Annotated in this window: 20 protein-coding genes; 7 read left to right on the plus strand and 13 right to left on the minus strand. The window is 60.5% G+C overall.

All coding sequences use genetic code 11. From position 1 onward, the window contains the following. Window positions 1–65 precede the first annotated feature (65 nt). Entirely contained in the window at window positions 66–5,204 is a 5,139-nt protein-coding gene (locus tag BLL42_RS10630) for an NEL-type E3 ubiquitin ligase domain-containing protein (RefSeq protein ID WP_236721978.1), read from the minus strand. Between the two features lie 372 nt (window positions 5,205–5,576). On the opposite strand from BLL42_RS10630, the gene BLL42_RS10635 reads away from it, so the two are divergent. The 5 genes from BLL42_RS10635 (at window position 5,577) to BLL42_RS10655 (ending at window position 12,023) form a co-directional block, all read left to right on the plus strand. Continuing rightward, complete coding sequence (locus BLL42_RS10635; RefSeq protein WP_071552020.1) at window positions 5,577–6,716, plus strand: sensor histidine kinase; 1,140 nt, start codon at window positions 5,577–5,579, stop codon at window positions 6,714–6,716. Window positions 6,717–6,896: 180 nt separating this feature from the next. Beyond that, window positions 6,897–7,139 (plus strand): exodeoxyribonuclease VII small subunit, encoded by a 243-nt coding sequence (locus tag BLL42_RS10640; RefSeq protein WP_019693836.1) that lies wholly within the window; start codon window positions 6,897–6,899, stop codon window positions 7,137–7,139. Continuing rightward, window positions 7,136–8,023, plus strand: coding sequence for a (2E,6E)-farnesyl diphosphate synthase (ispA, locus tag BLL42_RS10645; protein WP_071552021.1), 888 nt, complete (start codon window positions 7,136–7,138; stop codon window positions 8,021–8,023). The genes BLL42_RS10640 and ispA overlap by 4 nt, the downstream gene beginning before the upstream one ends. Window positions 8,024–8,134: 111 nt before the next feature. Beyond that, window positions 8,135–10,033 (plus strand): 1-deoxy-D-xylulose-5-phosphate synthase, encoded by a 1,899-nt coding sequence (dxs, locus tag BLL42_RS10650; RefSeq protein WP_071552022.1) that lies wholly within the window; start codon window positions 8,135–8,137, stop codon window positions 10,031–10,033. Window positions 10,034–10,139: 106 nt separating this feature from the next. Continuing rightward, window positions 10,140–12,023 carry a TonB-dependent receptor domain-containing protein gene (locus BLL42_RS10655; protein ID WP_071552023.1) on the plus strand — a complete coding sequence of 628 codons (1,884 nt, stop codon included), beginning with the start codon at window positions 10,140–10,142 and terminating at the stop codon, window positions 12,021–12,023. A 33-nt stretch (window positions 12,024–12,056) separates the two neighbouring features. Here BLL42_RS10655 and BLL42_RS10660 read toward each other — a convergent pair whose 3' ends face one another. The 12 genes from BLL42_RS10660 to nrdR all read right to left on the minus strand — a co-directional run bounded on the left by BLL42_RS10660 (window position 12,057) and on the right by nrdR (window position 20,757). Beyond that, window positions 12,057–12,854, minus strand: a complete 798-nt coding sequence (locus BLL42_RS10660) for a cobalamin-binding protein (protein ID WP_071552024.1) — start codon at window positions 12,852–12,854, stop codon at window positions 12,057–12,059. Next, complete coding sequence (locus tag BLL42_RS10665) at window positions 12,854–13,273, minus strand: MFS transporter (protein WP_071552025.1); 420 nt, start codon at window positions 13,271–13,273, stop codon at window positions 12,854–12,856. Before BLL42_RS10665 ends, BLL42_RS10660 begins: the two co-directional genes overlap by 1 nt. Further along, complete coding sequence (gene ribA / locus BLL42_RS10670) at window positions 13,270–13,887, minus strand: GTP cyclohydrolase II (RefSeq protein WP_019693842.1); 618 nt, start codon at window positions 13,885–13,887, stop codon at window positions 13,270–13,272. The genes BLL42_RS10665 and ribA overlap by 4 nt, the downstream gene beginning before the upstream one ends. A gap of 111 nt (window positions 13,888–13,998) precedes the next feature. Then, the gene (locus BLL42_RS10675) at window positions 13,999–14,754 is read right to left on the minus strand and encodes a substrate-binding periplasmic protein (protein ID WP_071552026.1); all 756 of its coding nucleotides are present in this window, start codon (window positions 14,752–14,754) and stop codon (window positions 13,999–14,001) included. A 39-nt stretch (window positions 14,755–14,793) separates the two neighbouring features. Further along, window positions 14,794–15,297, minus strand: a complete 504-nt coding sequence (locus BLL42_RS10680; protein WP_071552027.1) for a phosphatidylglycerophosphatase A family protein — start codon at window positions 15,295–15,297, stop codon at window positions 14,794–14,796. Then, window positions 15,294–16,259, minus strand: coding sequence for a thiamine-phosphate kinase (gene thiL, locus BLL42_RS10685; protein WP_071552028.1), 966 nt, complete (start codon window positions 16,257–16,259; stop codon window positions 15,294–15,296). The genes BLL42_RS10680 and thiL overlap by 4 nt, the downstream gene beginning before the upstream one ends. 21 nt (window positions 16,260–16,280) lie before the next feature. After that, window positions 16,281–16,781, minus strand: coding sequence for a transcription antitermination factor NusB (gene nusB / locus BLL42_RS10690; RefSeq protein WP_071552029.1), 501 nt, complete (start codon window positions 16,779–16,781; stop codon window positions 16,281–16,283). Further along, window positions 16,778–17,254 (minus strand): 6,7-dimethyl-8-ribityllumazine synthase, encoded by a 477-nt coding sequence (ribH, locus tag BLL42_RS10695; protein ID WP_003228649.1) that lies wholly within the window; start codon window positions 17,252–17,254, stop codon window positions 16,778–16,780. The genes nusB and ribH overlap by 4 nt, the downstream gene beginning before the upstream one ends. 90 nt (window positions 17,255–17,344) lie before the next feature. Beyond that, window positions 17,345–18,436, minus strand: coding sequence for a bifunctional 3,4-dihydroxy-2-butanone-4-phosphate synthase/GTP cyclohydrolase II (ribBA, locus tag BLL42_RS10700; RefSeq protein WP_071552030.1), 1,092 nt, complete (start codon window positions 18,434–18,436; stop codon window positions 17,345–17,347). Between the two features lie 16 nt (window positions 18,437–18,452). Further along, window positions 18,453–19,115, minus strand: a complete 663-nt coding sequence (locus BLL42_RS10705; protein WP_081427298.1) for a riboflavin synthase — start codon at window positions 19,113–19,115, stop codon at window positions 18,453–18,455. A gap of 47 nt (window positions 19,116–19,162) precedes the next feature. Beyond that, window positions 19,163–20,296, minus strand: coding sequence for a bifunctional diaminohydroxyphosphoribosylaminopyrimidine deaminase/5-amino-6-(5-phosphoribosylamino)uracil reductase RibD (ribD, locus tag BLL42_RS10710; protein ID WP_071552032.1), 1,134 nt, complete (start codon window positions 20,294–20,296; stop codon window positions 19,163–19,165). After that, complete coding sequence (nrdR, locus tag BLL42_RS10715) at window positions 20,293–20,757, minus strand: transcriptional regulator NrdR (RefSeq protein ID WP_019693850.1); 465 nt, start codon at window positions 20,755–20,757, stop codon at window positions 20,293–20,295. The genes ribD and nrdR overlap by 4 nt, the downstream gene beginning before the upstream one ends. A gap of 128 nt (window positions 20,758–20,885) precedes the next feature. On the opposite strand from nrdR, the gene BLL42_RS10720 reads away from it, so the two are divergent. Continuing rightward, a complete protein-coding gene (locus BLL42_RS10720; RefSeq protein ID WP_071552034.1) occupies window positions 20,886–21,350 on the plus strand; it encodes a hypothetical protein in 465 nt (154 codons plus the stop codon). Then, window positions 21,347–22,003, plus strand: a complete 657-nt coding sequence (locus BLL42_RS10725; RefSeq protein WP_071552035.1) for a class I SAM-dependent methyltransferase — start codon at window positions 21,347–21,349, stop codon at window positions 22,001–22,003. The genes BLL42_RS10720 and BLL42_RS10725 overlap by 4 nt, the downstream gene beginning before the upstream one ends. Window positions 22,004–22,140 lie beyond the last annotated feature (137 nt).

Raw genomic sequence — 22,140 nt, forward strand, 5'->3', positions numbered from 1 at the left:
CGGTACATAGTTATCGCACGGAGAGCGATGGCCCTGAAGCCATCGCCTCTGCGTCTACATTCCGGTCAACCGTTCGATTCAACGGTAAAAGGGATTTCGACCCTTTGCATCTTCGCCCGATCCATGGCTTGTTGCGTCAGCACCTTCAGCAGGTTTTCCTTCTCGACTCTAAGCACGTTGTATTGCTCCGAAAATTCGTCATCGGTCATGACCTTGCCCGGAGCAAAATCGCTCTCCGGTTTTCCCAGTTCGAAGGCCAGTGTTCTGATTTGTGTTTTCAGCCGGTCTTTTTCCTCGGGCGGCAGGGCCGCGCCTTCTGCCCTTTCATCCAGCGCCACCCTGAACTCGTACAGCGCATTCATTTTCCGATCAAGCGGCCTGATTCGCGCCCGGTTAGCGCCTTCAACGTAGGATTTCCAGAAGGGCTGATCGGCGATCGAATCACGCAGCAGATCCCCTTGTTCCAGGTCCAGAACCCTGAGCCGGGCACTTTCAATCTCCTGAGCGCTAACCCCCGCAATGTTGCGAAACTGCATCGAGCGGGACTGCCAGGGCAAGTCGAGCCCATTCAGCGAGTCCGGCTTTGCCAGCTCGGTTGTAAACGCCAGATGAACCTCGACGACATCAATGGTCCCTCTCACGTTACCGTCGGCATCCACCCGTTGAATCTGCTCACCTTGCCTGATGCGCTCGGCGATATGGTGCTCGGCAATCCTCTCGATCTCGTCCAGGCGCGATTTGCCTTTGGCCAGCTCAAGCAACTCCGCTTCGATCAACGCCGAATTTCCCAGGCCATATATTTCGTGGACGAGCACTTTCATACCCAGGACATTGAACAGCTGCGTCGCGCCATCCACACACTGCGTTCGCGCCACGGCCTCGGCGAAAATGGTCGTGCGCAATTCACTGTTCTCTTCCATGGCCTCCAACATGCGCCAGACCTTGACCGTCAGCTCTTGCCGATACAGGCCACCGGCCATGAAATCGGCTGATCGAGTCAGGCGCCGGAGCTCGTTGAAGAAATACTCGGAGTTGTACTCATCCTCGACCGCATCCCAGATGGCTTGCCTGGCCTGCCAGTGATCGGTCATGCCCTCTGCCCATTGGGTGCTGTCCAGGGTTCCTCTGGGCGGATAGGGCCGCTCGGGATCCAGGCCGACCGATTCGGTATACAGCCTGAGCGTGTCCAGAGTCTCCGGAGATATCCATTCGGGCCCGCGACTCAACAAGGTGCGAGCCAGCAACTCGGCACGAAACGAACCCGGGGCGACATTGGGTATCCGGCTGATGTGGTTGTTGCGAAGATCCAGATAGATATTGCGCGGACGAGCCTGGGCAAACAGTCCTGTTGGCCAGCTATCGATGCCTGTGTTTTCAAGGTTCAGCATATGCAGGTCCGGCATCCGGCTGATGTCGGGCACCAGCCTCAACGGATTTCCCCTGAACCCGAGGACCTGTAGACGGATCATGCCTTTCAGACGAGCCACAGCCTGGTGGGTCAGCTCGATCCGGTTGTCGCTTAAACCCAGGTCCTCGAAGTAATGCATTTCGCCAATGGCGGGTGGCAAGCGGTTCAGCAGGTTGCCGGTGACGTCAAGAGAACGCAGTTGACGGAAGGGTTCAAGAAAGTGCGCCTGGCTCGCAAGCATGTCAGCCTGGCGGATGCTCAGGCGGGTGACGTGGTCGAAATTGGCCGTCAGCTTCGGCATGCTTGCGATGTGCCGGTTCATGGATTGCCCATCCAGAATGAGCGCCTGCGGACGGACAATGCCGGGGACTTCGATGCCCGCCGGGCCGGTCCGTTGCCAGCACTGCTTGAGGGTCGCACTGAGTTGTTGCCTGGATCGGGTTTCCAGCGCAGCCACCACACCGGTGCTCGGCAGGGTCGCCGGTGCGTTCACCCAGCGATTGAGCGACAGTGCCAATTGGTCGAACTCATCCTCCAGGGCCTTGAGCCGTTCAGGTGCTGCGGCCCCGAAACCACTCATCAGTTCCCCCACTTCCGCTTCGGAGAAGCCCGGATACAACCAACCCAGGCGCTGGCGAATCGTGCCAACGCTCATTTGCCGCGCATACCCAGGCATGCCGCCACGAAGGCGCATGACCTTCGGATCGTAGGCCGGTTTTCGAACCGGATGCTGTTCCAGAACCGAGTCGAAACGCTCATGGCTCAGTGGCGAGCGCTGAAGTGCCTGCTTGAGCTTGTCGCCCTCATGAATCTCGAACCCGAGGGCTTTGCGCTCACTGTCCGGCAACGCATGTAAAACGGACGCGTAGAAATTGTCGCCATTGTGCAGGTGCAACGCATGCTCGTCCCGCGCGTGATAAAGACCTTTTTCATCGAAAAACAGGACTTTGCGTATCGGCGCCGCTTCGGGACCGACGCTGGCCTGCAATTCACCGGTAAATGACCAGGCACGAATCTCGATGCGCACCTCGGCCGACCAACCGGGCATAGCGGCCAGCGACGCCAGCTCCAACCGGCGCGTATCACTGCCTTCCAGCGACTCCAGATAGAGCCCTTCGTAGGCGCGGCTCGATCGCACTCGAGCCTGTGCTGTTCGCGCCCGTTCGCGCAGGCTCAGGGGAACCCGGCGTTTTTCCGTTAGATGTCGCAGCGCCTCGGGACTGGCATCGCGCAATAACTCCTCGGCGACCACCACAGGCAATTGTGGATAGGCGTTGCGCAGTAACCGCACCCGGAAATCGTCGCTCACATCCTGTTGTTTGTAGAGCGTTTCGAATGTGCGCTGGCGATTCTGTTCGGCCTGTCCGGCCAAGCGTTTTCGCAATTCGTCTATGCGTACTTGCCTGTCGCTCGAAATGCTCTGGCCCAGCAATTCATGGACTTCCGGTTCGCTGAAATTTTCGATCACCCGTTGCGGCAACTGGCCGGCCCGCAGCTCCGCGCGCGTCAGTTTGATCTGCCGTTCAGGCTTTACCATGACGTTACCGAAATCGTAGGAAGTGCCTTCCAGCCCTGGTCCGTCGAACAGCGTGATTGCTCGAGATTCAGGCCAGCGCGGTAGCTCGATCATGAAGGCGGGTATCGAATTTTCCAGCGCTGCGGGAATCCGCCCAGCCAGTATTTGCTTTCCTAGCTCACCGGCGTCGGCGTAAACCTTGAAGCGTTCAAGGGAATCGACCAGCATCGCCGGCGGTGCTTCGTGCTCGACATGCATCCTGCGCAACGCGTCTTCCTTGACGCCACTGACGGTCAGTACCTGCTTGAGGGATTCATCGGACATTGCATCCGTTACACCGCCCGCTCGCCTTAACAAGCGGTTTTTGTCCCACTCCAGAGGACGATCGAGTTCAGTCTTCCAGCTCCCTGCGCCGTTATGCTCCAGCAAGGGCTGATACGCGCCTGGACGGTCAGGGTGCTTGAGGCGATGCAGTCCGGTCTCTGGATCCTGCGCCACCACGTAATGCTTGTCATCGAGTCGCAGCACCTCCTTGCCCTCATGCGGGTAAAGACCCAGCTCGTTGGGTGCCGAGGCTGGCGGCAAGGTCACCGGGTGCTCGTAAGGCGACAGGTCAGGGTTCCACAGGCGCTCCTTGCCATTGACCTGCACGACCTTGAGGTTCTCGACGAAGGGTGAAATCGCGACGGGTGCCACCGGCGTTTTCGGTATCACATGCGCCGCGCCCATCAGCGCCAATTGCGCAAAGTTGATCAATACGCCGTTGATACAAGCCGAGGCTTGCTCTTTATCCCCTTTGCTCCAGTCCTCGACGCCTTCCGCCACCTCCGCCAGCATCTGCGCAACCATGATGCCCAGTACAGCCTCGTTCAATCCGGGCACCAGCATCGCGCCGAAGCTGAACACGTTCCAGCCGATGTCCAGATAGCTGGTCAAGCGCTTCCAGCGACTGGTTGCATCTTCATCACCGGTGGGTACGGCAATGAAGCGCGCATCGCCAATGACCTTGTCCCGCCGTTCCTGAAACAGCGCGATCCACACGTTATTGGCGATCAGATGGGTGATGGGTTCTGCGTCGGGATTTTCGACCGCGGTTTCGCGCCACCAGGGGCCCATGTCGAGGGGCTCTCGCTGGTGCCAGGTCATGGTTTTGAGACGTTCGTTGACCCGGGCGAAAAAATGCCCCTTGTCCTTCTGCGCCACGAACCGGCTGAAAAATGCCTGGTAATCCGGATCACGCAGTTGGCTGATCAATGCCTTCATGAACTCGGCCAGTGAGGCATATTCTTTCAGCGGATGGTCAGGGTCATCCGGAACATAGGCGATCAAAGGGCCGGTGAGCCGGCTCTGTTGATAAATGTCTTCGTTGCGCAGCATTTCGTCGCCGACACCGGTAGGGCCATTGGCGAAAAAAGCCTCGATCAGTTTGAATTTCTCATATTCGTTGCCGGATAAAAACGGAATACGCCGAGACCAGTCCAGCCAGAATTTCACGCTATCGGGGGTCAGGGCATCGACGGCTTTCTTCAACGCCGACGCCTCGCCCACGGCGCTGAACAGCACGACCGACGTCAGACGGAAGCCCATCAGCGACAACCGATGGCTGCGCAGAGGCAAGCCATGGAAGCTGATCTCCTGTTTTTCTTCGATCACTTCCCGCAACCGATCGTAGGCATAAGCACTGACGTCACCCTTCAGACGGGCGATAAAGGCCGAAGACCTGAAGGCTGCTTTTTCACTGGCAACCGAGCTCTTCTGTAGCCTGAGTTTCGCATCGGGGTCCGTTGGCAAAAGCTTGGCTTTGATATGGGTTTGATATTGCCCACCGATGTCCAGCCTGCGGCACAGGCTGGCGAATCTTGCCGGCGTGATGATCTTGATGTGTCGTGGTTGCCCCCGGGAATCGTTGCGAAATACGCCCGACTCACTGCGGAATGCACCCTCTTGAGTTTCCGCTTCTTCAAAATTGTGCAGCGCCGCGGCGAGTAATGAACTACGCCGTATACGGGTGGCCCCATTATCGATGCCTAAAATACTGTCCGGAACATACAGATGCAGCGACAGTGCCTCGGGATCTTCGTCAGCATTGAAATTCGATTGCAACAGGGTAGTGAGCAAGCGTTTGCCAAAGGCATCGATATCGCTTTGAAGATCCTCCAGAAGTTCATCCAGCTCGCCTTGCAGGCGCCAGCGTTCGTTGATCAGATCTTTCAGATACCGCCGATCGATTTCCCGCGTGTTCACGTACCAGTCCGGCATCGTTGCCTTCAGCGGCAACATGGATTCCAGCAGGGACGGTGATGCCTTTTTTATTGCAGCGGGAATGACCTCAGTCATTCGTTGCGTGTGAACACTCTCGTTAACCCTGATGGCAGAGTGCGTGCTCGTCGAATTGCTTCCTTGCAAGTCAGACATGGTTCAAATCTCAAAATGAATAGTGAAGCCAATAGACTATTCATACGTCAGTAAAACAAAAGCCTGAATAACTGTTGATTAAAGAGAGCGAAATATACTCATCGTTCGAAAAACAAACGCATAGATATAGATCTATACCACCCCTGAAGCGGCTCATTGTGCGGCCGCCCAGCGGGAGGTTTACTCCCGACCCAAAGGGGCTACTATTTCGATACACCTCGTCCCAGGAACCTGCCCATGCGATTACCCGACTTCATCAGGCAACACGTGGATTGCATCGTCGACGAATGGGAACAATTCGCCCAATCCATTGCCCCTGACCCTGATTCCATGGACCGGGCAACCCTGCGCGACCACGCCAAGTCAATCCTGCTGGCCGCTTCCCGTGACATGACCACCACCCAGACCGACCGCGAACAAGCGGCCAAGGCCAGAGGCGAAGGCCCGGAGAAAACGCCCAGCCTGGACAAGGCCGCAGCCAGTCATGGCGAGCTTCGGCATAACGTGGGGTTTGATCTGGTGCAGATGACCGCTGAGTTCCGGCATTTGCGGGCCAGTGTGATTCGCCTGTGGGTCAACAGCCTGGAGTCGCCGGACGTGGCGTACCTGGAGGACATGATCCGTTTCAACGAAGCCATCGACGAAGCCCTGGCCGAATCCACTGCGGCCTACGCTGAGCAGGTCAATCGTTCACGGGACATCTTCCTGGCCATTCTGGGTCATGACCTGCGCGCGCCCTTGCAGGCAGTGAACATGTCCACCGAGATGCTGCAACGCAAGGCCAAACTGGACGCCGACGCCCAGACCTATGTGGCAAACATCAAGACCAGCACCCGGCACATGGCGGCGATGGTCAGTGATTTGCTGGAACTGGTGCGCAGCCGCTTGGGCAGCAGCCTGCCGATCGAACCGGCACCGATGGACCTGGCCGCTGCCGCAAAAGCTGCGCTGGACGAAGCCGGCGCCGGGCAACCGGACTGCCACTCACACCTGATAGTCGAAGGCGACACCCATGGCATCTGGGACCGCACGCGCCTCGGCCAACTGCTGCAAAACCTTGTCGGTAATGCCTTGCAGCACGGTGCCAATCGACACCCCGTGACACTGAGCATCCTGGGAGAAAAAGATCAGGTGACGCTGACCATGCACAACCACGGAGCACCCATTCCTGCCGACGCACTGCCGACGATTTTCGACCCACTGGTACGCAGCGCCAGCGAAGAGCTCGCCGGCCCTTCCACCAGCCTCGGGCTCGGCCTGTTCATCGTCAAACAAGTGGTGGACGCCCATCAGGGCACTATCGAGGTCAGCTCCAGTGAGGCCGAGGGCACGACGTTCAGCGTGGTGTTGCCGAGGGTGTCGCGAGTGGTTTCGTAAGCGCAGGTGGCGATGTTTAAAGGTTCAGCGTCAGCCAGGAATTATCCGGCGTGTTTTGACCGTTGCGATCAACGACGGCCAACGCCCCGGGTTCATTGCTCCATAGTCCCCCTGCATTTGCCCCAACCCCCCATGTCTGCTAGTGTCGCGCCGGTTAAACGTCTACCGGAAATTGCCGCCATGGCCCGCAAAAAAGCTGCACTGGATTTCGAACAATCCCTCGCTGACCTGCAAACGCTGGTTGAACGCCTGGAGAACGGCGAGCTGTCGCTGGAAGACTCGTTGACGGCTTTCGAGCAAGGCATCGGTCTGACCCGTGATTGCCAGGCTGCGCTGGCGCAGGCCGAGCAGAAGGTTCAGGTGCTGCTTGAGCGCGATGGCGAGCTGACCGAGGCTCCCTTTGACGCGGAACAGCCAGAATGATCGCGGCGTATTCGGCCAGCAGTCAGGCCCGGGTCAACGCGGCACTCGAAACCCTGTTCAACGCCCCGAGTCCTGAACTCGCACGCTTATATGAAGCGATGCGCTACAGCGTGATGAATGGCGGCAAACGCGTGCGCCCGTTGCTGGCCTATGCGGCCTGCGAGGCGCTGGGCGGTGATGCGGAGCACGCCAACGGTGCGGCCTGTGCGGTGGAGTTGATCCACGCGTACTCGCTGGTGCACGACGATTTGCCGGCGATGGACGACGACGATCTGCGTCGCGGTCAACCGACCACTCATAAAAAATTCGACGAAGCCTGCGCGATTCTCGCCGGTGACGGCCTGCAAAGCCTGGCTTTCAGCGCCCTGCTCGACCCCCGCCTGAATTCGGCGGACGCCGAGACTCGCCTGCAAATGGTCAGCGCCCTGGCGTTGGCGGCGGGCCCGGCCGGGATGGTTGGCGGTCAGGCCATCGACCTGGGCTCGGTCGGTTTGAAGCTTGATCAGAAAGCCCTCGAATACATGCACCGGCACAAGACCGGCGCGCTGATCGAAGCCAGCGTCAAGCTTGGCGCCCTGGCCAGTGGCCGCGCCGAGAAAGACGAACTCAAATCCTTGCAGACTTATGCGCAGGCCATCGGCCTGGCGTTTCAGGTGCAGGACGACATTCTCGACGTCGAAAGCGATACCGAAACCCTCGGCAAGCGCCAGGGCGCAGATATTGCCCGGGACAAACCGACTTACCCGGCGCTGCTCGGCCTCGATGCGGCCAAGGCCTATGCCCTGGAACTGCGCGATCAGGCCCTGCACGCACTGCGACCGTTTGACGCGGCGGCCGAACCGCTGCGTGATCTGGCGCGCTATATCGTTGAACGCCGCAGCTGATCAGTCGCACGCGGCTCAACTGCATATCGGCCAAGTTCCGAGCTCTGCGTGGGCAGCGTGCGATGCATCAGGTAAACTGCCGCATCTTTTATACCTATAACGATTCGCCTGATGCCCACGACGTTTCATGAGATTCCCCGCAAGCGCCCGACCACGCCCCTGCTCGACCGTGCCAACACGCCGGACGGCTTGCGCCGGTTAGGCGAAGCCGAGCTGGAAACCCTGGCGAATGAGTTGCGCCTGGAATTGCTCTATACGGTCGGTCAGACCGGCGGGCATTTCGGTGCCGGCCTGGGTGTTATCGAGCTGACTATCGCGTTGCATTACGTTTTCGACACCCCGGACGACCGGTTGGTGTGGGACGTCGGCCATCAGGCTTATCCACACAAGATCCTCACCGGTCGCCGCGAGCGCATGGGTACCCTGCGCCAGAAGGACGGCCTTGCGGCCTTCCCGCGTCGTTCCGAGAGCGAGTACGACACCTTTGGCGTCGGCCACTCCAGCACCTCGATCAGCGCAGCGCTGGGCATGGCGATTGCCGCCCGCCTGCAAAACAGCGATCGCAAGGCGATCGCCGTGATCGGCGACGGCGCACTGACCGCGGGCATGGCGTTCGAAGCGCTGAATCATGCGCCGGAAGTCAACGCCAACATGCTGGTGATCCTCAACGACAACGATATGTCGATCTCGCGCAATGTGGGCGGGCTGTCGAATTATCTGGCGAAAATCCTCTCCAGCCGCACTTACGCGAGCATGCGTGAAGGCAGCAAAAAGGTCCTGTCGCGCCTGCCCGGCGCCTGGGAAATCGCCCGTCGTACCGAAGAATACGCAAAAGGCATGCTGGTTCCCGGCACCCTGTTCGAAGAACTGGGCTGGAACTACATCGGCCCGATCGACGGCCATGATCTGCCCACCCTGATCGCCACCCTGCGCAACATGCGCGACCTCAAGGGCCCGCAGTTCCTGCACGTCGTCACCAAAAAAGGCAAAGGCTTCGCCCCGGCGGAAGTCGACCCGATCGGTTACCACGCGATCACCAAGCTCGAACCGCTGGACGCTCCAGCCGCCGCGCCGAAAAAAGCCGGTGGGCCGAAGTACTCCGGTGTGTTTGGCGAGTGGCTGTGCGACATGGCCGCTGCTGACCCGCGCCTGGTCGGTATCACGCCGGCGATGAAAGAAGGCTCCGACCTGGTGGCCTTCAGCGAACGCTTCCCGCTGCGCTATTTCGACGTGGCGATTGCCGAGCAACACGCGGTCACTCTCGCCGCCGGCATGGCTTGCGAAGGCGCCAAACCGGTGGTGGCGATCTACTCGACGTTCCTGCAACGTGCCTACGACCAGCTGGTTCACGACGTGGCGGTGCAAAACCTCGACGTGCTGTTCGCCATCGACCGTGCCGGTCTGGTGGGCGAAGACGGCCCGACTCACGCCGGCAGTTTCGACCTGTCGTTCCTGCGGTGCATCCCCGGCATGGTGGTGATGACCCCGAGCGACGAAAACGAGCTGCGCAAAATGCTCAGCACCGGCCATCTGTACAATGGCCCGGCGGCAGTGCGTTACCCACGCGGCACGGGGCCGAACGCAACTATCGAGAAGAACCTCGATCCGATTGAAATCGGCAAAGGCGTGATTCGTCGTCAGGGCAACACTGTCGCCCTGCTGGTGTTCGGCGTGCAACTGACCGAAGCACTGAAAGTCGCTGAAAAACTCGATGCGACCGTGGTCGACATGCGCTTCGTCAAACCGCTCGATGAAGCGTTGGTACGCGAGGTCGCTGGCAACCACGCGCTGCTGGTGACCATTGAAGAAAACGCCATCATGGGCGGTGCCGGTAGCGCGGTCAGCGAGTTCCTCGCCCGCGAAAACCTGCTCAAGCCCGTACTGCACCTGGGCTTGCCGGACGTCTACGTCGAGCACGCCAAACCGGCGCAAATGCTCGCCGAATGCGGTCTGGACGAAGCGGGCATCGAAGCGTCCATTCGCGAGCGCCTGCAACTGCTCAACCAGTAACGCACTCCCCCGTAGGAGCTACCGCAGGCTGCGATCTTTTGATGTCCCATAAAGATCGCAGCCTTCGGCGGCTCCTACGCGCATTGGTAACTGCCACGGACTGCCCATGAAACTCCCCCGCCTCGCGCTGACGTTGAGCCTTTTGCCTGCCGGTCAGCTTTTGGCTGACACCTTCGAGCGCGAGCAAGCCCTGAAACTGCCCGACGTACTGATCAGCGCCAACCGTCAGGTCGAAGCGCGCAACGACAGCAGCGCCGCCAACACCGTGTTTACCCGTGAAGACATCGACCGCCTGCAACCGAGCAGTGTGACGGACCTGCTGAGCCGGGTGCCCGGCGTACAGGTCTCGCAAAGCGGCGGACGCGGCAGCCTGCCGGGGATTTACATTCGTGGTACCGGCTCGGCACAAAGCCTGGTACTGGTGGACGGCCAACGCATCGGCAACTCGACGTCCGGCGACAGTAATCTGCAGCACCTGAACATCCAGCAGATCGAGCGTGTGGAAGTGCTGCGCGGTTCACGCTCGGTGATCTACGGCAGCGACGCGATTGGCGGGGTGATTCAGATCTTTACCCGTCGCAGCACCGAATCGGGGTTGCAACCGCGCGTGCACATGGGCTTTGGCAGCAACCAGACCTGGGAGCGCAGCCTGGGCTTGTCCGGGGGTGACGCGCAAACCCGCTTCAACCTCGGCGCCAGCCTCGATGACACCGCCGGGATCAATCGCACTCACGAATCCTATCCCAGCGATGACGACCACGATGCCTATCGCAACAAGTCCCTGAGCCTAAGCCTGAGTCATGCCTTCAATGACGATATCGAGGCCGGCCTGAACATCCTCGATAACCGTGGCAAGAGCGAGTTTGACAACCCGTTCGGTCGCTACGACATGAGCACCGGTAACAGCGTCCAGCAAAAGCCCTACAACGATTTCACCGTGAGCAGTTTCAGCAGTTATGTCGACGCACGCATCAACGATGCGTGGAAGTCCCGCGTGGAACTGGGCCACAGCGAAAACCGCGAAGAAACCTTCGACACGCTCAGCGACGATCACAGCGTGTTCAACACCTATCGCAATTCGCTGAACTGGCAGAACGACCTGACACTGAACCGGCAGAACAGCCTGATTCTTGGCGGCGATTGGTACGAAGACCGGGTCAATAGCAGCACACCGTTCGACGAAGACAGCCGCTGGAACCGCGCGGTGTTTATCCAGCATCGCTTCCAGGCGCAAAACTTCTCCACCGAACTGGGTCTGCGGCGCGATCAGAATCAGCAGTTTGGTGGCCAGAACAGTTGGAGCGGCACCTTCACCCTGCCGCTGAACCCGGACAACGACGTGTTGCTGAGCTACAGCGAAGGCTTCCGCGCGCCGACCTTCAACGACCTCTACTACCCGGACTTCAGCAACCCGAACCTGAAACCCGAAACCTCGAAAAGCTACGAGGTGCAGTGGCGCAGTCAACTGAGCGAAACCAGTCGGCTGGAAGCCTCGCTGTACCGCACCGACCTTGAAGACGCGATCATCTTCGGCAGCCATTCACGCCCGGAAAACATCGCGTCGGCACGGATCAATGGTTTCGAAGCTGCCCTCAAGCAGGAGGCGTTCGGCTGGCAGAGCAACCTCGGCGTTTCGATCATCGACCCACGGGATCGCGACAGCGGCCACACGCTGGCTCGTCGTGCACGACGGACCTTGAGCCTGGATCTGGACCGTCAGTTTGATCGACTTGGCCTCGGCGCCACCTGGCAAGCAGTGAGCAGCAGTTATGACGACAAGGACAACCGTCAGCCGCTGGGCGGTTACGCCCTGCTAGGATTACGCAGCAGTTGGGCGTTGAATCACCAGATCACGCTGGAGATGAAAGTCGATAACCTGCTGAACAAGGATTACAGCCGCGCGCTCTACGAGCATGACGGTAGCCAGTACAGGTATCGCGAAGAAGGTCGGGCGTTGATGTTTGGGGTGACCTGGATGCCGCAGCTCTGACCTCTCGTTCCACGCTCTGCGCGGGAACGATCGTTAGCGCTGCGGGGCGATCAACTGGCAAAGCTTGGCGGTCGCCGCGATCATCTGCCCGCTCGGCCGCTCCAGGCCTTTATCCGTCACCAGCAACAACTGCTTCTGAGCCACCGCCGTCATCTGTGGCCAGGCTTTCCAGGCGTCGAGCTGCGCCTGGCTGCCGGCGAGGATCACCTGGGGATTACGCGAAAGCACCGACTCCACACTGACCTGCGGCGCCGGCAAGGTCATGTCGGCAAACACGTTGTGCGCTCCGCACACCTCAAGCGCATCGCTGATGATCTGCCCGCCGCCCACGGTGTAGAGCGGCTGATCCCAGACCTGATAAAACACCCGAAGCGGATCTTTGCGTTGATAGCGCTGGCGTAAATCGTCGAGCTGCCTGCGCAAATCAACCGCAAGCGTGCGCCCACGCTCGGGTCGGCCGAGCTGCCTGGCTATCGTTTCAATTTGGCGGGTCAGTTGCTTGAGGTTATGCGGTTCGGCGATAAAGGTCGGAATGCCCAGTCGACTCAGTTGCTCACGCTGCGCCGGACCGACACTGCCGGGCCAGAGCAACAACAGATCCGGTTTGAGACTGAGCAGGCGCTCCATGTCCAACTGACCGTAACGGCCAACGGAAGGGATGGATTTGAGTTCTGCAGGACGCTCGCCAGCATCGAGCACGCCCACCAGCAGGTCGGCCGAGCCCAGCTCAACGACGATTTCCGAGAGTGACGGCGCGAGACTGACCACCCGCTCTACCGCGACTGCCGAACCATTGATGGCCAGCAGCAGAACCGCCAGCCAGCGGCGCATCAGCCGAGTTGACGCGGAATACGGTAAAGGTAGAACAGCACCGTGGTCGACAGCGCCAGCAGGACCAAAGGCACCGCTTCGAGGCCGACAAACACCGCCAGTGCACCGATCCAGGCCGGCAAGGCAGCGACGAGGAATGCCAGACGGCGTTTAGCCGCCAGGGCAGCCCAGGCAGCGGGTTCTTCCGGGGTATCGAGGGCTTTCTGGGTAGCGATCAAGGCGTGTTTGTAGCCGCCGAAAAACCGCAGGCTGACAAACATCGAGGCCACCCCGGCAATGAAAAACGGCATCGCCAGCACGGGTAAAAACGCCTCGCTCTGGCCGAACACGCCGTTGATCACGAGCAGCGGCAGCAAGGCCAGCGCCAGGTATTGCCACCAGTTGACGGACAGTCGCCGCCGGACCTGACCGCGAGTCACGCCCGATCTGCCTCGCCCTGATGCTCGTTGCCCATCATGTGGTCGAGCTTGCTGGCCTTGGTCGCCAAGTAGAGTTTGTTGTGCGGATTGTGACCGGTGTGCAGCGGCACGCGCTCGGCAACCACGATGCCCATATCGGTCAACGCTTTCACCTTACGTGGGTTGTTGGTCATCAGACGCAGGGATTTCACGCCCAGGTGCTCAAGCATTGGCAGGCACATGGCGTAGTCGCGCTGGTCAGCGGCAAAGCCCAGACGCTCGTTGGCTTCAACGGTATCGGCGCCGCCATCTTGCAGTTCATACGCGCGGATCTTGTTCAGCAGACCGATGCCACGGCCTTCCTGACGCAGGTAAAGCAACACGCCACGACCTTCGCGGGCGATCGCCTGCAACGCCGCCTCGAGTTGCGAACCGCAGTCGCATCGCTGGCTGAACAAGGCATCGCCGGTCAGGCATTCGGAGTGCAGCCGGCCGAGTACCGGAGCACCGTCGGCGACATCACCCAGACTCAGTACGACGTGCTCGCGACCAGTGGCCTCATCGAGAAAGCCATGCATGGTGAATTGCGCAAAAGGCGTGGGCAGCTTGGAAGCGGCGACAAAAACGACAGGCACCGGTGTGCTCCTGATCTGTAGGTACTGGAGATTCGCAGAGGCGGCATTGTAACAGCAGGTTCCGACAGACGCTTAGGCTGAATTATCGGCCATAACGATCAAAAAGTTTGATCACTGCCCTGTCAGCCTGGTGTTTTCATCAAAGGGATAAGGTTGTTTCCAGTGCTCGAAAATCGCTTTCAACTGGCCACTTTTCACCAGCAATTCCATGCGCCGATCATACAACACCATCAGGGCACGGGCCTTTGGTGTATCGGCGAAGCCCAGAAACAGTGGCAGTTCGATCAAATGAGTTCGCCGGTACCGCGACGGATCCTCAGAGTCGGCGAGCACCGAATCGATTTCCGCCAGGGCGTCGATGTAGAAGTCGGCCCGGGCTTGCTTGAGCATCGGTAGGATCCCGGTACGGCGCTCGATCTGGTTATAGCGGTGGATGTTCGGCAGGTAACTCTCGTAGCGGTAGCCACGGACCCAGACCAGTCGGTACTTGCCGAGGGTCGCGAGCGTCGGTTCCGGGTTGCTCGCAAGGCCCAAGGCATAGATATGATCAATATCGAAATTCCAGCGAGGGTACAACACCTGATCGGCCTCATCGCGATAGGCGCCAACCAGCGCATCCACCTCACGCCGCTGCACCAGCCCCACCGAACGGGTGTAAGGCACGGTGCGAATATCCAGTTTCACTCCGGCCGGCTCGAACACAGCGCGCAAAATGTCCCAGGCCAAGCCATGACCATCGGCGGCGGTGTAGTCATCCCAGTCCTCGCTGGCCAGATGAATCACGGCCGGTATCGTCGGCACATCCGCCGCACGGGCGACCGAACAGAACACCGCAAAAACCAGAACCCACAGCCAGCGCCCGACCATCCCTCAGCCCCTCAATCTATTCGTCCCTCAATCAGCCCATCAGGCGAAATACCGGACCAGTCCCTGCAGCGCCAACCAGGCAAACACCCCTGCCAACACGTCGTCGAGCATGATCCCGACGCCACCCTGCACATGCCGGTCGATCCAACGAATCGGCCATGGCTTGAGAATATCGAAGAAGCGGAACAGCAGGAACCCCGCCAATAGCCAGTACCAGCCTGCGGGCACCAGCCACAGGGTGATCCACATCCCGACCATTTCGTCCCAGACGATGCCTTCGTGGTCGTGCACCCGCAAATCGTCGGCAACCTTGCCGCACAGCCAGAAGCCGAACAACGTGGTGATGCCGAGCATCAGCCAGTAACCCCAGTCGGGCAGCATCTGCCATAACGGGATAAAGGGTAGCGCAACCAGCGAGCCCCAGGTGCCCGGCGCCTTGGGCAAGGTGCCCGAGCCGAAGCCGAAAGCCAGGAAATGCCAGGGATTACGCCAGACCGATGGCGGCACGTGTTCTGCCGGGCCCTGCTTGGGATGATCTGTCACGGTGTCTCCCGAAAATGTTGATAACCCCGGGTTTGCGGGGTGATGTCCTGCCCGTTCGCGTCCAGCAGCGTCACGCCCTGCCCAGCCACGACCTGGCCGATAACGTGGATCGGCCAACCATCGGCGAGCAATGCCGGTAATTGCGCGGGCGGCAAGGTGAAGGCCAGCACGTAGTCATCACCGCCATTCAAGGCCGCCACGCGAGCGGCATTCTCACCGAGAAAGCTCACCAGTGCCGCGGACAGCGGCAGCTTTTCGCTTTCGATCAGCAAACCGACAGCTGAGGCCTTGGCGATATGCCCGCAATCGGCGAGCAAACCGTCGGAGATATCCAGTGCCGAAGTGGCCTTGCCGCGCAAAGCCATGCCCAATTCAAGCTGCGGCTGTGGTGACCAGTAATGCGCCAACAACGGCCCGGCAACATCGGCTGCCGCGACTCGCTCACCGAGCACCAGCGACAGCGCCCCGGCCGCGTTGCCCAACTCCCCGCCCACGCACACCAGGTCACCGGGTTGCGCCCCGCTGCGGGTCAGCGCCTTGCCTGCCGGGACACGACCCAACACGGTCATGGTCAGGCTCAACGGACCGCGCGTGGTGTCGCCACCCACCAGCCGTACACCGCAGTTTTGCGCCATGGCGTTCAAACCACGGGCGAAGGCGTCCAGCCAATCGGCGGTTACCGTCGGCAAGGTCAGGGCAAGGGTAAAGGCAATGGGGGTGGCGCCCATGGCAGCCAGATCGCTAACCGCTACAGCCAGCGAACGCTGACCGAGCAAAAACGGGTCGCAAGGGTCTGCGAAATGCACACCGGCCACGAGCGTGTCGGTGGAAATTGCCAGCTGCTCCCCTGCGGGAACAGCGAGCAAGGCGCAGTCGTCGCCGATCCCCAGGGCAACGCCTTCGCCGCCCTGCGCACAAGGCGCGGCGGCAAAGTAATTGCGGATCAGCTCAAACTCGCCCATTGGCAGCTGTTCAAGCGCAATTCAGCGCTTGAACGCCTTCACTTCAGCTTCACGCAGGCGCGGGGCCAGCTTGTCGAGTACACCGTTGACGAACTTGTGGCCATCGGTGGAACCGAAGACTTTAGCCAGCTCGATGCCTTCGTTGATCACCACGCGGTAAGGCACGTCGACACGCTTGAGCAGTTCCCAGGTGGACAGGCGCAGAACCGCCAGTTCAACCGGGTCCAGCTCTTCGATTTCGATGTCCAGGCATGGCTTGAGCGCGGTGTCGATTTCGGTGCGGTGCGCCGGAACCCCGTGGAGGATGTCGTGGAAGTACGCGGCATCGACATCGCTGAAATCGTTATCGACCCGGAATTGCGCTTCGATCTCGTTCAGCGATTGCTTGGCCATGTGCCATTGATACAGCGCCTGAGTCGCAAGCTGACGGGCTTCGCGACGCTTGACGCTTTTCGATGGTTTACCAGCATCCGCAGGCTTTGGATCGCGCGGGTTGAAACGATCGCTTTCGTCGCTAATCACTTGGCCTCCAACTGCGCCAGCAGGCTGACCATTTCCAGAGCGGACAAGGCAGCTTCAGCACCTTTGTTGCCGGCCTTGGTGCCGGAACGTTCGATGGCCTGCTCGATCGAGTCGACGGTCAGTACGCCGAAAGCGACCGGAACGCCAAACTCCATGGACACCTGGGCCAGGCCCTTGGTGCACTCGCCAGCCACGTATTCGAAGTGCGGAGTACCGCCACGAATGACCGCGCCCAGTGCAATGATTGCCGCGAACTCGCCCTTCTGAGCGACTTTCTGCGCAACCAGCGGGATTTCGAAGGCGCCAGGGGCACGGATAATGGTGATGTCGCTTTCGCTCACGCCATGGCGAACCAGGGCATCAACAGCACCGCTTACCAGGCTTTCAACGACGAAGCTGTTGAAGCGGCCAACAACCAAAGCGTAGCGGCCTTTGGGGGCGATGAAGGTACCTTCGATGGTCTTCAGGGTCATTCGACAAATCTCTTAAAGAGCCGGGACGCGTTCAGTACGCGTCCCTCAGTGATATTTGAACCGCGAATTCAAGACAAAAACAGCCGGTCTTTATTCGGAGGGCACGTATTCTACAACTTCCAGATCGAAACCGGATATCGCATTAAATTTCATTGGCGCACTCATCAGGCGCATTTTGCGTACGCCGAGGTCACGCAGGATCTGCGAACCGGCACCGACAATGCTGTAGGTGGTCGGTTTTTTCGCCGGCGCGTGGTCGGCCGTTTCGCGGATATGCGCCAGTAACACGTCGCCATCGAGCGGGTGACCGAGCAACAGCACCACCCCACTGCCAGCCTCGGCAACCGCGGCCATGGCGGCGCGCAGGCTCCAGCGGCCTGGCTGCTTGACCATCAACAGGTCGCGCAGCGGGTCCATGTTGTGCACGCGAACCAGGGTCGGTTCTTCGGCGCAAATGGGGCCCAGGGTCAGTGCCATGTGCACGTCGCCTTCCACTGAATCACGATAGGTCACCAGATTGAACTGGCCCAGTTCGCTGTCCAGCGGCTGCTCGGCAATCCGCTGAACGGTACGTTCGTGGATCATCCGGTAGTGAATAAGGTCGGCGATGGTGCCGATCTTGATGTTGTGTTCGGCGGCGAAGGTTTCCAGTTCGGCGCGACGGGACATGGTGCCGTCGTCGTTCATCACTTCGCAGATCACCCCGCTCGGCTCGAAACCGGCCATGCGCGCCAGGTCGCAAGCGGCTTCGGTGTGACCTGCACGGGCCAGGGTACCGCCCGCCTGGGCCATCAGCGGAAAGATGTGGCCGGGGCTGACGATGTCTTCGGCCTTGGCGTCCTTGGCGGCGGCGGCTTGCACAGTGCGCGCACGGTCAGCCGCGGAGATACCGGTGGTGACGCCAACAGCGGCTTCGATGGACACGGTGAACTTGGTGCCAAAACCGGAACCGTTACGCGGCGCCATCAAGGGCAGCTTGAGCAGTTCGCAGCGCTCGCGGCTCATCGGCATGCAGATCAGGCCACGGGCGTGCTTGGCCATGAAATTGATATGTTCCGGCTGGCAGCACTCGGCGGCCATGATCAGGTCGCCTTCGTTCTCGCGGTCTTCGTCATCCATGAGGATGACCATCTTGCCTTGGCGGATGTCTTCAACCAGTTCTTCGATGCTATTGAGCGCCACGCGGCACCCCCTTGAGTCAGGATTTGAGGTAGCCATTGGCGGCCAGAAAGCTTTCGGTAATGTTGCCCTTCGAGGATTCTGCAGCCTTATCACCCAGCAACAGACGCTCCAGGTAACGGGCCAGCAGATCGACCTCAAGGTTGACCCGGCGACCTGGCTGGTAAGAGGCCATGATGGTTTCGCTCAGGGTGTGAGGAATGATCGTCAGCAAGAACTCGGCGCCATCGACCGCATTCACCGTCAGGCTGGTGCCATCAACAGTGATCGAGCCTTTATGGGCGATGTACTTGGCCAGGTCTTTCGGCGCGCGGATGCGAAATTCCACCGCGCGGGCATTCTCGGTACGGGCAACCACTTCGCCGACACCGTCGACGTGACCGCTGACCAGATGTCCGCCAAGACGGGTGGTCGGGGTCAGGGCTTTTTCCAGGTTGACCGGGCTGCCGCTTTTCAGGTCATTCATGGCAGTGCAGTCGAGGGTTTCACGACTGACGTCCGCCGCAAAGCCATTACCCGGCAGTTCCACCGCCGTCAGGCAGACGCCGTTGACCGCGATGCTGTCGCCGAGTTTGACATCGCTCAGGTCGAGCTTGCCGGTTTCTACGTGAACCCGCACATCACCACCCTTGGGGGTCAATGCACGGATGCTGCCGATGGATTCGATGATGCCGGTAAACATGGAGTCCTCCTCGAGAACAGGGCCAGCGCTGTAGCGATGGCCGAGAATTATACGCTCGCTGATGGCATAGGAATGGCGGTGACTCGCCAGTCATCACCCACCGCGCGAATTTCTGTGATTTTGAGCTCCGGCGCATCCTTCATTTGCGCGAGTGGCCAGTCGAGCAACGGTCGCGCCGTGGAGCCGAGGAACTTGCCCGCGATGAAGATCTGGAACTCGTCCACCAACCCTTGCTGAGCAAACGCTCCAGCCAGACGCGGGCCGGCTTCCACCAGCACTTCGTTGACGCCACGGGCAGCGAGTTCGAGCAGCAACTTGTGCAGGTCGACCTGGCCATCGTCGCCGGGCACGATCAGGCATTCAGGGCCGTTGGCGTATTGCTCTTCCACCGCGACACACGTCGCGACCAGCGCCGGGCCAGCCTTGAAGAACGGCGCGTCGAGCGGCACGCGCAGGCGGCCATCGATCAGCACGCGAAGCGGCGGACGGCTCAACACCTGCACGGTTTGCTCGGCATCCAGACCCAACTCATCGGCACGCACGGTCAAGCGCGCGTCATCGGCCAGCACCGTGTCGGCACCGGTCAACACGACGCTGGCCTGGGCCCGCAGACGCTGTACGGCGGAGCGGGCGGCGGGACCGGTGATCCATTGGCTTTCGCCGCTGGCCATGGCGGTACGACCGTCGAGGCTCATCGCCAACTTGACCCGCACGAACGGCAAGCCGTGTTCCATGCGCTTGAGAAAACCTTCATTGAGCTTGCGGGCTTCACCTTCGAGCACGCCGCTGTGGGTCTCGATACCCGCCTGCTCCAGACGCTGCAGACCGCGGCCCGCGACTTCCGGGTTCGGGTCCTGCATTGCCGCAACGACTCGCGCCAGGCCGGCATTCACCAGTGCATCGGCGCAGGGCGGCGTGCGACCGTGATGGCTGCACGGCTCCAGAGTCACGTAGGCGGTGGCACCCCGGGCGTTTTCTCCGGCAGCGCGCAGGGCGTGGACTTCGGCATGCGGTTCGCCGGTGCGTACATGCCAGCCTTCGCCGACAATCTGCCCGTCCCGCACGATCACGCAGCCCACCCGAGGGTTGGGATGGGTGGTGTAGTGACCTTTGCGTGCCAGTTCCAGCGCGCGCGCCATGTAATGGGCGTCGAGAATCGCTTGTTCTGAAGAAATCGTCATGGTTTGACCGGCTCACGGGCCAGGCGATCGATCTCTTCGCGGAACTCGTTGAGGTCCTGGAAGCGGCGATACACCGAAGCGAAACGAATGTAGGCGACTTCATCGAGCTTTTGCAGCTCGGCCATCACCAATTCACCGACGACCAGCGATTTGACCTCGCGCTCACCGGTCGCCCGTAGCTTGTGTTTGATGTGCGCCAGAGCCGCTTCCAGGCGCTCGACGCTCACCGGGCGCTTTTCCAGGGCGCGCTGCATGCCTGCGCGAAGTTTTTCTTCGTCGAACGGCTGACGGCTGCCGTCGGTTTTGATCAGGCGCGGCAACACCAGTTCGGCGGTTTCGAACGTGGTGAAACGTTCGCCGCAGGCCAGGCATTCGCGCCGGCGGCGCACCTGTTCGCCCTCGGCGACCAGACGCGAGTCGATGACCTTGGTGTCGTTGGCACCGCAGAAGGGACAGTGCATGGTGGCTGGCAACAAAAAAAGGGAGGGCCATGGTAGCGCATCCCACTGGCAAGACAAGCCATAGGGTTTACGGTATACAGACGGGATATATTGCCTGATCCATGGATTTCACTTTGCTGGAGCCGCAAATGCCGCTACGACCGCTTGTTTTACTCAGTCTCGTCGGCCTGTTGGTCGCGTGTAGCAGTAGCGCACCCAAAACGGCGGCACCGACCCCAGGCCCTGCGCCACAGATGGCCCAGAAGAAAGCCCAGGCCTCGGCCGACCTTGGACCGCTGCCCGCGTATCAACGGGAATTGAGCGGCACCTTGCAGGGCGTGCCGGCCGGTGCTGAGGTTGAACTGGCGCTGATCGTGATCGACGAACGCTCCCGGCCGCAGCAATTGCTCGCCAGCGCCAACCTGATCGGCAACAACAAGGTTCTGCCGTTCCATCTGCGGTTCAACCCGGACTCCTTCCCGGTCGGCGCACGCGTCGAACTGCGGGGTCGCGCCAGCCAGTCCGGGCAGTTGATCCTGCACCTACCGGCGCAACGTATCTTTGAGCCGACCACCCAGGTCCTGGGCCAGTTGCAGTTCCTCAAAGCGCCATGAATGCACCGCTCGACCTGCAACAGGCGTTAAGTGAACTGCTCGGCGATGCACGGCTTGTCCCGTGTCCGCTGCCTGAGACCGCGCTGAAACTCTGGCTGATCGACGGCGACAACATGGACCGAGCGTTCAGCCCGGAAGAAACCCGGCGCATTCTGCACGAGCCGCCGTACTGGAGCTTTTGCTGGGCCAGCGGCCTGGCGATGGCCCGCTATCTGGCGGAGCATCCGCAGTGGGTTGCCGGCAAGCGAGTGCTGGATTTCGGCGCCGGCTCCGGTGTCGCGGGGATCGCGGCAGTCAAGGCCGGGGCGCTGGAAGTGGTGGCGTGCGACCTTGATCCACTGGCGATTGCAGCCTGCCAGGCAAATGCCGAACTCAATGACGTCACGCTCAACTACTCGACAGACTTTTTTGCCGAGGCCGATCGCTTTGATCTGGTTCTGGTGGCCGACGTGTTGTACGACCGGGCCAACCTGCCGTTACTCGATGAATTTCTCAGTCGTGGCCGCGAGGCGTTGGTGGCGGATTCGCGGGTTCGGGATTTCCGTCATCCGTTGTATCAGCGGCTGGAGATGCTTGAGGCAATGACATTGCCGGATCTGGCAGAGCCGGAAGAGTTTCGGCATGTGAGCCTTTACCACGCGCGCCGCGGTTAACCCGATCCCGTAGGAGCTGCCGAAGGCTGCGATCTTTTCAGCGGCAACCAGAATGCAGATCAAAAGATCGCAGCCTGCGGCAACTCCTACACGGGAATGTGGTGATCTCGCACCTGTGACCGTGTGGCGCATCCACG

Origin of the sequence: Pseudomonas frederiksbergensis (genome assembly GCF_001874645.1) — a bacterium.
GTDB classification, from domain to species: Bacteria; Pseudomonadota; Gammaproteobacteria; order Pseudomonadales; family Pseudomonadaceae; genus Aquipseudomonas; species Aquipseudomonas frederiksbergensis_B.